This window comes from Megamonas rupellensis DSM 19944, from assembly GCF_000378365.1.
Classification (GTDB): domain Bacteria; phylum Bacillota; class Negativicutes; order Selenomonadales; family Selenomonadaceae; genus Megamonas; species Megamonas funiformis.
In genome coordinates this window covers 1-9,966 of sequence record NZ_KB899615.1, presented here as the reverse complement: position 1 = coordinate 9,966, position 9,966 = coordinate 1, and the positions used below count along the sequence as shown (strand labels likewise).

The 9,966-nt window shown below is 31.4% G+C and carries 10 protein-coding genes and 1 pseudogene; 3 read left to right on the top strand and 8 right to left on the bottom strand.

Features of this window, described 5'->3' with window-relative positions:
• Positions 1 to 253 (top strand): IS3 family transposase (locus F553_RS0111070; RefSeq protein ID WP_019000147.1); only part of this gene is annotated, 253 nt, incomplete at its 5' end.
• A gap of 64 nt (positions 254 to 317) precedes the next feature.
• Here F553_RS0111070 and iadA read toward each other — a convergent pair.
• From iadA to F553_RS0111035, 7 genes are all read right to left on the bottom strand, one after another.
• Complete coding sequence (gene iadA / locus F553_RS0111065) at positions 318 to 1,511, bottom strand: beta-aspartyl-peptidase (protein ID WP_019000146.1); 1,194 nt, start codon at positions 1,509 to 1,511, stop codon at positions 318 to 320.
• A gap of 15 nt (positions 1,512 to 1,526) precedes the next feature.
• Positions 1,527 to 2,015 (bottom strand): YjiG family protein, encoded by a 489-nt coding sequence (locus F553_RS0111060; protein WP_008537701.1) that lies wholly within the window; start codon positions 2,013 to 2,015, stop codon positions 1,527 to 1,529.
• Between the two features lie 14 nt (positions 2,016 to 2,029).
• The gene (locus F553_RS0111055; protein ID WP_008537700.1) at positions 2,030 to 2,668 is read right to left on the bottom strand and encodes a nucleoside recognition domain-containing protein; all 639 of its coding nucleotides are present in this window, start codon (positions 2,666 to 2,668) and stop codon (positions 2,030 to 2,032) included.
• Positions 2,669 to 2,830: 162 nt separating this feature from the next.
• Entirely contained in the window at positions 2,831 to 3,694 is an 864-nt protein-coding gene (locus F553_RS0111050; protein WP_019000145.1) for a PLP-dependent aminotransferase family protein, read from the bottom strand.
• Between the two features lie 18 nt (positions 3,695 to 3,712).
• Complete coding sequence (locus F553_RS0111045) at positions 3,713 to 4,471, bottom strand: creatininase family protein (RefSeq protein WP_019000144.1); 759 nt, start codon at positions 4,469 to 4,471, stop codon at positions 3,713 to 3,715.
• A 32-nt stretch (positions 4,472 to 4,503) separates the two neighbouring features.
• Positions 4,504 to 5,988, bottom strand: a complete 1,485-nt coding sequence (locus tag F553_RS0111040; RefSeq protein WP_019000143.1) for a sodium:solute symporter family transporter — start codon at positions 5,986 to 5,988, stop codon at positions 4,504 to 4,506.
• Positions 5,989 to 5,993: 5 nt separating this feature from the next.
• Positions 5,994 to 6,236 carry a hypothetical protein gene (locus F553_RS0111035; RefSeq protein WP_019000142.1) on the bottom strand — a complete coding sequence of 81 codons (243 nt, stop codon included), beginning with the start codon at positions 6,234 to 6,236 and terminating at the stop codon, positions 5,994 to 5,996.
• Between the two features lie 203 nt (positions 6,237 to 6,439).
• Between F553_RS0111035 and F553_RS0111030 the strand changes: the two genes are divergently transcribed.
• Entirely contained in the window at positions 6,440 to 8,395 is a 1,956-nt protein-coding gene (locus tag F553_RS0111030) for a sigma-54 interaction domain-containing protein (RefSeq protein ID WP_019000141.1), read from the top strand.
• Positions 8,396 to 8,488: 93 nt separating this feature from the next.
• Positions 8,489 to 9,517: a DUF362 domain-containing protein gene (locus tag F553_RS0111025; protein ID WP_019000140.1), complete on the top strand. Its 1,029-nt coding sequence runs from the start codon at positions 8,489 to 8,491 to the stop codon at positions 9,515 to 9,517.
• 137 nt (positions 9,518 to 9,654) lie between these two features.
• On the opposite strand, the pseudogene F553_RS12605 reads toward F553_RS0111025, so the two are convergent.
• Positions 9,655 to 9,966: pseudogene (locus F553_RS12605) on the bottom strand (S-layer homology domain-containing protein); the annotation flags it as partial.

The following is a 9,966-nucleotide window of genomic DNA, read 5'->3' as shown; positions in this document are numbered from 1 at the left end:
AAAATTATTAAAAGAAAAAGGCATTATCCAAAGCATGAGCCGAAAAGGCAATTGCTTAGATAATGCCGTAATAGAAAATTTCTTTGGTTTACTAAAAAGCGAATTATTCTATTTAAAAAAATTCAAATCCGTTGAAGATTTTATAAAAGAGTTAAAATCTTATATAAAATATTATAATACAAAACGGATAAAGATAAAACTAAAAGGACTTAGTCCTGTAGAATACAGAATTAAGTTTCAATTAGTAGCCTAATTAATATGTCCAATATTTTGGGTGCACATCATTTTTTCTACCACTTTTTATTGCATATCTTCTATTATCTTTTTTCAAAAGTACCAAATACAATAGGTTTACCATTTTCTACCATATGAGTACCTCTTGCCCACACATGTTGTAATTGTAAATCTTTATCTAATACTAAAATATCTGCATCACTATTATTAGCTAAGCAACCTTTTCTTGGATATAATTTAGTAAATTTAGCAATATTGCTTGTAATAATTTTTATAGCATCTGTAATCGCAATATTTTCTTTTTGTACCATATCTCTAAATTCATTTAAAATAGAAATCTGGCTTGCTACACCAACGCCAATATTATTTCCAGCTTCATCAAAAATTGGCATACTACCATTACCATCAGAACTCATAGTGATATTTTCAATATTAACACCAGCTTCTAATGCTTGTTTTACAGCTTCACTGGATTTTACAGAATGGCTAGAACCAGTTTCAGGACTAACACTAGAAGTTACGTCCATAATACCACCTTGTTTTGCCCATTCAATAGCTTCTTTAAATAAGCGTTTATTACGGTTTACATGAGTTGGAATAATTTGTGTCTTAGGAATTTCACCATTTTTAGTGATTTCATAAAGCATTTTTAAACCATCTTCGCCATCGCCTAAATGCATATTAACTACACCAGCTTTACCGCTGAGCATACCGCCAACACGAGCTTCTGCTGTAATTTGCTGATAAGCTTCTTTTGGAGATTGAGAAGAACGATGATCGCACATAGCAATTTCACCAGTACCAATTACTTTATCAATCAAAATAATATCATTGCGTACACTACCTGTAATTGTTGGTGTTGGAATTTCATAAGAACCAGAATAAATATATGCTGTAATACCTTCATCTTCAAGACCACGAGCTTTGGCAAGTAAGCTAGCTACATGACGAGTTACACCATCTGTACCTAAAAGACCAAGTACTGTAGTTACACCAGAAGTTGTGATATCTGTTAATTGGATTTCAGGTGTTCTAGTAGCATAGCCACCTTCACCGCCACCACCGATTAAATGTACATGAGAGTCAATAAAACCTGGTACTACATAATTACCTTCACAATCAACTACTTCGCAATCATATACTGCTGGTAAAGAAAGACCTTCACCTATCATAGCGATTTTTTCGCCAGCTACTAAAATATCTTTAACTCCTAAATCTTCTGGAGCAATTACATGTGCATTTTTTAATAATGTGAAAAATGTTTTTTTAGTATTCATATAATCAACCTTCTTTTATTGTAAAAATAACATAATAAAATGCATTGCCCAAATAGATAATAATGCATTAATTACACAAATTAAAATAATTGCAGGATAATGTTTAGTACTTACACCAGCAATACCTAAACAACGACCCACATTTTGTACAGGATTACCCATCAAATAAATAGCAGGTAAAAGCACTGTTACTTGCATAGCATCTAAAGAACCAGCAGTATATAAGCTCATTGCTACACCTACACCGCCACCCATACTCATTAAAGCAGTGATTAAAACTGTTGCTGCCTCACCAGGAAGACCCCAAAGCCCCATTACTGGCTGGAATACAACGCCAATTAATTGTAAAAGACCTGTAACATCTAAAATACGAATAATTACAAATGCCATCATTACATTTGGTAACAAACTAGTAGTACCAATAGTAAAACCTTTTCTAGCACCATCAATGAATAAATCTAAAATTGTTTTTTTCTGAATAACTTCTACTTTATTGTCGCTCATTTATCTTACCTCACTTATTGTCCAATAAATTTAAAATATAAACGCATTAAATTTGCACCCACAATTTTAAATACAAAAATTACAAGTAAAGGTACGATAATTGGTGCAAGTAAAATACTAAAAGCAGCAGCACCAGAAGAAAAGTAATTTGTTACAAAAGCACTACCACTTGTTTGATAAGTGATGATAACAGAGCGTTCTTTATCTGTTAATTTTCCTTCATCAACTAATTCTTTAACCATACCAGCAGCAGCATCTGTACTTTGCATATTAGCAATATTTGCAAGTGCAGAAACACCTGGTACACCAAGTAAAGGTTTTAATAATGGGTTCATTAATTTTTGAGCAGCCTTCAATCCACCCAAACCATCAATGACATTTACAATTCCTAAAGCTAAAATAACAGCAGGAATAAGCTCTAAAGCAAATAAAAAGCCATCTTTAGCACCGCTACCACCAGCACCTCTAAAGCTCATAGCCTTATCAGTTGGTATCTGTCCAAAACTACCATTCAATACATTGAAATCTAAAGCACGTAAAACTCCATCAGACGAAGAAAAAATCCCTGAAAATAATAAAATTGCCAACACAAAAACTACATAACCATACCATGGCACAGAGATTTTTACATCATTATTTTTCTGTTTATCCATTTGTATCTCTCCCTAATAAAATATTTCACTATTTTATTATATGCAAGTTCCGTGCCAACAATTTAATAGATACAACAATCTAATATAAAAGTACTTTTGTGTTTTATTATAAAAACTTAATGGGAATTTTATAAAACTTAAAATATAAAATTCCCATTAAAATCATTTTAAGGATAATCCTAATTTATAAAATTTTATACCTGAAACCTCAAACTCTCGATTAATTCTTCGTTTATCACCTGTATAACTATCAGCTTTTACTACGACATAATTATTAGACTTACAAACAAAATCACCATCAAATTCTGGTAAATTTATTTCTGGCATGTGTATACTTGTATATTTTTCTGCTAATTTAGAAATACATTCTTCCCTTAGTAATTGCATTAAGTTATTCCATTTAGGATTATACAAAATATAGCCTAAACGTATTCCCGCACCACAAAACTTAGAATATGAACCAATTACAAAAACATTTTCAGGTATTTCTCTATTACTATTTCTCAACATTTTAGCTGAATAAGTTTCGTCAACAATAGTATATTTAGCATATTCATTTCTATCTTGAAGTACTTCATGCTCAAAAACATTATTATATTTATCAGTAATATAAAACAAAGAATTTTCTTGTGGTAATTTTAAAGGATAATCCGCTAAAACAAATTTTTCATTTTTAAACTCATAATCCACTAGAAAAATTCGTTTTTCTTCAGGTGTTTCCTCAGGTCGAGGATATAACAAACCATTAGCCAGTACTTCTACCAAACCCCATGAAGGATTTTCAATATAAGCATATTTAGGTCGAAGTGCTTCAAAAATAATTCGCACTGCATTTTCACAGCCATTAGTTAAGATAAAACTATCCCTTGATAAATTATATGTCTGTGCAAAATTTTTATATGCTTCAAACATATCTGGATATGTTCTTGCTTCTGTGTCAGCTAAAGCTTCGCAAGTAACAGGTTCATCTTTTATTGACCATGGTTTTTGTCTATCTTCTTTAAAATAATCTCTGCGTTTAAACATGATAATTATCCTATCTAATTATAGTTTTACAGATTTAAATTCATTTACAAAATCAACAATATAATCAAGCAAAGCTACTTTCATATCTTCACCCCATTGTTTATTTGCACTATAAGAATCACTTCCGCCATAGCCACCGCTATTTACCACTTTATCTACACTGCGAACTACTTTTATAGTTACGCCTTTAAAATCAACTGCATTTAAATGTATATTTTTTAATTTATCCGATAAATGATTTACCTTTGTTTCCATTAAATCATCTTTATTTATTAAATTTTCATCAATAGCCATAATCATGGAAACTTCTTGTCCATCACCATGACCACCTTTCCATGCAGAATTGAGCATTGGAGCAAGTGACCACCAATCAATCTGAGCGCAAAGACAACCTTTTTTATTAGCTTCTAATGCTACTTTATCCAAAGCAGGAGTATTACCACCATGACCATTTAAAAATACAAATTTCTTCACGCCATGACGACTTAAACCATCTACAATACCTTTAATAACAGCATATAAGCCATCAAAACCAATATCAATAGTTCCCGAAAATTCCACATGATGTGTAGCTATACCAAAAGGAACTGTAGGCACAATCAAAACTTCTGTGCGTTTTTCTATCTGTTTAGCAAAATAATCAGGAATTAAAAAATCTGTTCCCAAAGGACCTACAGGACCATGTTGTTCTGTACTTCCAATAGGAATAATTGCTACTAAATCATCTTTTGCGAAAGCTCTTTTTGCTTGTTGCCAATTTAAATGTGCTAAATACATAATTAATACCTTCTTTATTCATTAAAATCAAATTAACATTTTTCTAAATCATCAAAATGACGTCTGATTGTTTCTGCTGATGCAGGTTTTGTACACAAGCTCACTAAAATCAATACCACCATGGCAATAATCCACGCCACGATTAATGGATTGAAACCAAATGTTAAAGATGTAAAAGTAGTTGTCAATAAAATATATACAATTTCACCAACGATTACAGACGCAAATGCACCAACTTTTGTTGCACGTTTCCAATAAAGACCAGCTAAAATCGGAGCTGCCCAAATACCTAAACCACCAAAAGAGAATAAAACTAATTGGAAAATTGAAGATGGTTTATAAATACCAATACAAATAGCTAATACACCTAAACCAACTGTTACATAACGAGACATGATAAATGCATCTTTATCTGTAGCTTCTTTATTGAATATTTTTTGATATAAATCACGAGTTACAGCACTTGTGGAAGTGATTAATACACCACTTACAGTTGACATACCTGCAGAGAAAATACCAGCTACCATCAAAGAAGAAATTACAGGATGAACGCCTGCTTGTAAAATAAGAGGTACGATAAAGTCTGTATCTGTTCCTGTGAGATTAGGGAAAGACATTCTACCTGTTACACCACACCATTCAATGAGTGTAGCAGAAAACCACATACCTAAAGTTCCCAATAATACTGCTTTAAACATTACATTGTAATTTTTCATAGTGAAAAATTTTGTAAATAAATGTGGCTGTCCAATTGTAAAGAAACTCCACATGATGATCATAGAAACATAATTTTGCCATGGCATAGAATTATTTTGTCCAGGATGAGATAATAAACTCATATCAGTATCTGCTAAATACTGATTAATTACTTCAAGACCTCCACCTAATTGCAAAGATACAAAGAAAGTAACTACAGCTGTTGCTACCATTAAAATACCCTGAATAACATCTGTAATCATAATACTTCTAATACCACCTGCCATACAATAAAGTATAACAGTTATACCCATGACTACAATACCAACCCATTCTGGAGCACCAGTATATGTTTTAAAAATAATTCCAGCTCCAATTGTTTGCGCTCCCATCATTGGTACTAAGAATAAAATCATAATAATAGCCAATAATGCACGCATTAAAGTGGACTCATATCTATCAGATATGTAATCTGCCATAGTAAGCATACGATAACGATGACCCAAACGAATTAATCTTCTACCAACAAGTAAAGCAGGAATAACCATACTAAAAGCAATACCTGGCACAGATACAGACATTCCAGCATAACCTACTTTATAAATAGTTCCTGGCACACCCATAAATGTACTCATACTATATTGAGTTGAAAAATATGCAAGACCACTAAGCAAAGCTCCTGCCTTACCACTCATTGTGAAATAATCTCTAAGAGTTCGAGTTTGCTTTGTAGCATAATAACCGATATAAGTCAATAAACCAAAATAAGTAATAATAACAGCTAAAAATGGAATAATATTATTATCTAATGAATGTGTCATTTAAATCACTCCTCATCATCAAATTCTTTATACTCTGGTCGTTTTTTACAACTTTGCCACCATAAAAATATGAGTATAATAACTACTAAACCATGAAAAATCCATCCAAAGATGAATAACGGAGTTCCCCAAAATGAAGGAATGTATTCAGTGGCATAATACCAAGGAAATGGCAACATTATTAACACATACATAAATAAAAAAATAAAAGTCCATTTCTTTTCAAAAGAATTACTAAATGGGTTCATAATAAAACCTCCCTTATCAGTATATAAAGTTTCACTAATATAATTATGCAATTTCCATGCCAAATAAACATTTGTACATAGAAGAACCAAGAAACACTTAAAAATCATAACCTTTTATAAATTGATAAATACCATTTATTTTGATAATATAGGGTATATTATTATAAATTACCATTAAATTCCCATTAGGAGATAAATATAAAATGAAAAAATTAGTCATCATTTCTGTAGGATATAACACTGCTCATACTATTTATGAACAATTATGTAATATTCTTTATTCCTCAGTAGATATCAAATATTATTATTCATCTTCGCCTCCACCAACAAATTTAGAAGTTGACTTAATCCTCTATTCCAGCGAATATGCATTTGAAAGAATTAATTTTCGCCCTGCAAATGTATCTTATATCATTGCACGACGCTCTATAAATTATCATGAAATTGGCAAACTATTTAAACTGCCTAAATATAGTGATGTATTATTAGTTAATGATTCTAAAGATAGTGCAGAAGAAACTATTTTATTATTGCAAGCATTAGGCATAGACCATATAAACTATTATCCTTATTATCCTGGAATAGACAGTTATCCTAAATTAAAGATAGCTATCACTCCTGGCGAAACTGAACATGTTCCGGGATTTGTAAATCATATTATTGATATAAAAACTCGTTTAGTTGATATCACTTCTATCATTGAAATTCTCACTCATTTTGATATTTTAGATAAATTCGCTAATATTTTATCAGCTAAATATATTCAAGATATTATTAAATTAATAAAAACAGGTAACAAATTATTAAAAGATAGTAGCAAAATGAAAGAAAGATTTAAAACCGTCATCAATAATGTTCATGATGGATTAATTGCTATCAATAAAGAAAATAAAATATCTGTTTTTAATCCTATTGCTGAAAAAATCTTTGCTCAAAAAGCGACAAAATTAATTGGGCAAGATAGTGAAAATTTCTTAGATGATACTTTTTTCCAAACAGTAAATAATCCTCGAAAAGAAGGTATATTAAAATTGCCTTCTCATGAACTTTTAATATCAGAAATTCCCCTCTATGCTAAAAACAGTGATAATGGCAAATTATTTGTATTAAAAGATGTATCCGAAATTCATCGCCTTGAAGAATCAGTACGTCGTCGTTTATACCAAGAACAAAATATTGCACGTTATGATTTTTCTCATATCGTTGGCAAAAGTCCAGCACTCCAAAAAGTATTATCACTAGCACAAAAAATGGCAAAATCAGATTCTACAGTATTTATTCAAGGTGAATCTGGTACGGGTAAAGAATTATTAGCTCAAAGTATTCACAATGCTTCCAATCGCAGTTCAGGACCTTTCGTCGCCATTAATTTTGCTGCACTTTCAGAAACACTTTTAGAATCAGAATTATTTGGTTATGTAGAAGGTTCTTTCACAGGTGCTAAAAAAGGTGGTTCTTCTGGTTTATTTGAAGCAGCCCATAAAGGAACATTATTTTTAGATGAAATTGGTGATGCCCCTTTGCCATTCCAAGTGAAATTATTGCGTGTCCTTCAGGAACGTCAAATTCGTCGTGTAGGTAGTATAAAAGTAATTCCTATTGATGTTCGCGTCATTGTTGCCACTAATCACAATTTAAAAGAACATATCAAAGCTGGATTGATGCGAGAAGATTTATATTATCGCTTAAATGTACTTCCTATAAAAATGCCTGCACTGCGTGAACGCAAAGAAGATATTTTACCACTTGCATATAATTTTTATAAAAAATATAAACCTTTATCTTTAGATGCCAAATTATATTTTTCTAATATAAAAACTTGTCTTCAAAATTATTCATGGCCTGGAAATATCCGTGAACTCCAAAATGTAGTTGAATATCTAGCCAATATTTGCCCTAATGAACCACCTCAAAGCAGTGATTTGCCAGAAGATATTAAATCTGAAATTTTTAAAACTCCTAATGATATCATTGATTTAAAAGAAGAAATTTTTGCTGAAATCAAACGTTGTAATACACTTCGCCAACCTGTTGGTCGACGCTCCTTAGCTCATAAATTCTCTGTTTCTGAAAATAAAATCCGTGAAGTTTTAAACGTCTTACATGAAGAAAATCGCATTCAAATAGGTTTTGGTAAATACAGTTTAAAAGTCATTTAAAATCATTACTATAAAATTATTTTCTTGACCTAAAGTAAACTCCAAGATGTATGATTAAAATAATAATAAAATCATTTACAGGAGGAGATTTTTATGAAAAAATTTTCTAGACGTGATTTTTTCAAAGTAGCCGGTGGTGCAGTTATTGGAGCAGCCACTTATGGCTTAACGGATAATATTTCTCATTCTTTTGCTCAATCGCCAGTAATAGCTAGTACCAAAATCAATGATAATAATTATATTGGCTCTAAAGCCAAAGTATATTTTTCTTCTCAAATTAATACAGATAGTCTGCTAAAATTATATAACTTAATCAATGAAGGTATTTATGGAAAAACTGCTATAAAACTTCATACAGGCGAAAAAAATGGTCCAAATATTTTACCTAGAGATATGGTTCGCGTTTTTCAACAACATGTTCCTAATAGCAATATAGTTGAAACAAATACCTTATATAAAGGTGATAGATATACTACCGAAAGTCATCGAGAAACCTTAAAAATTAATGGTTGGGATTTTTGCCCTGTAGATATAATGGATGAAAATGGTACTGTTATGCTCCCTGTACGCAATGGCAAACATTTTCAAGAAATTTCAATGGGAAAAAATATCGTTAATTATGATTCTATGATTGTATTAACCCATTTCAAAGGTCATGCTATGGGTGGATATGGTGGTTCTATGAAAAATATCGCTATCGGTTGTGCTGATGGTAGAATTGGTAAATCAATGGTTCATGGCGTTTCAGTTGATAATCAACCTGCTGACTGGGAACAATGGCCAAGTAAAGAACGTCTAATGGAAAATATGGCCGAATCAGCAAAAGCTGTTATTGATTACTTTGGTAAACATATCGTTTTTATTAATGTTTTACGTAGAATGTCTGTTGATTGTGATTGTGCTGGATTATCTGCTGCTGAACCCACAATCCCAGATATTGGTATATTAGCCTCAACTGACTTACTTGCTATAGACCAAGCCTCTATTGATTTAGTATATGCTCAACCAAACAATCAAGATTTAGTAGAACGCATTGAATCTCGTCATGGATTACATCAATTAACCGCTATGCGCAATTTAAAAATGGGCAATCCTCAATATGAATTAATTTCTATTAACTAAAAATGACTAAAGACACTATCTATTAAATTTGAAATCTAATATCATGATTTTAATTGTCAAAACAAAAAGACTTATTACTTACAAATTGTTTAGTAATAAGCCTTTTTGTTTAAATATTAGATTTATAAATTATATGATTAGAAATAAAATTCCATTTGTGCACGGAAGATATCTACATCTTGTCTACCTTCTGTACTTGTTGCATTTACTTGTGTACCTGTTGTATAGAATACTTCTATTGTTGTATTTTCCATTGGTACATAGTCAAAGCCAAGTGTCCATCCTCTTACGTTTTCAGTATAGTCTACTGTTGCATCTATTGTTGAGAATGCACCTACATTTCTATAGTTTGTAAAGATTGCAAAGGAACCTACATCACTTGGATTGTGTTGTTTATAGCGAAGTTCACTAAACCATCCATCATTTACCACTTCACTGCCAACACTATC

Excerpts from the sequence above, each read along its gene's own strand:
- iadA (WP_019000146.1), bottom strand. The coding sequence starts at position 1,511 with ATGAATACTAAAAAAACATTTTTCACATTATTAAAAAATGCACATGTA.
- F553_RS0111060 (WP_008537701.1), bottom strand. The coding sequence starts at position 2,015 with ATGAGCGACAATAAAGTAGAAGTTATTCAGAAAAAAACAATTTTAGAT.
- F553_RS0111055 (WP_008537700.1), bottom strand. The coding sequence starts at position 2,668 with ATGGATAAACAGAAAAATAATGATGTAAAAATCTCTGTGCCATGGTAT.
- F553_RS0111050 (WP_019000145.1), bottom strand. The coding sequence starts at position 3,694 with ATGTTTAAACGCAGAGATTATTTTAAAGAAGATAGACAAAAACCATGG.
- F553_RS0111045 (WP_019000144.1), bottom strand. The coding sequence starts at position 4,471 with ATGTATTTAGCACATTTAAATTGGCAACAAGCAAAAAGAGCTTTCGCA.
- F553_RS0111040 (WP_019000143.1), bottom strand. The coding sequence starts at position 5,988 with ATGACACATTCATTAGATAATAATATTATTCCATTTTTAGCTGTTATT.
- F553_RS0111035 (WP_019000142.1), bottom strand. The coding sequence starts at position 6,236 with ATGAACCCATTTAGTAATTCTTTTGAAAAGAAATGGACTTTTATTTTT.
- F553_RS0111030 (WP_019000141.1), top strand. The coding sequence starts at position 6,440 with ATGAAAAAATTAGTCATCATTTCTGTAGGATATAACACTGCTCATACT.
- F553_RS0111025 (WP_019000140.1), top strand. The coding sequence starts at position 8,489 with ATGAAAAAATTTTCTAGACGTGATTTTTTCAAAGTAGCCGGTGGTGCA.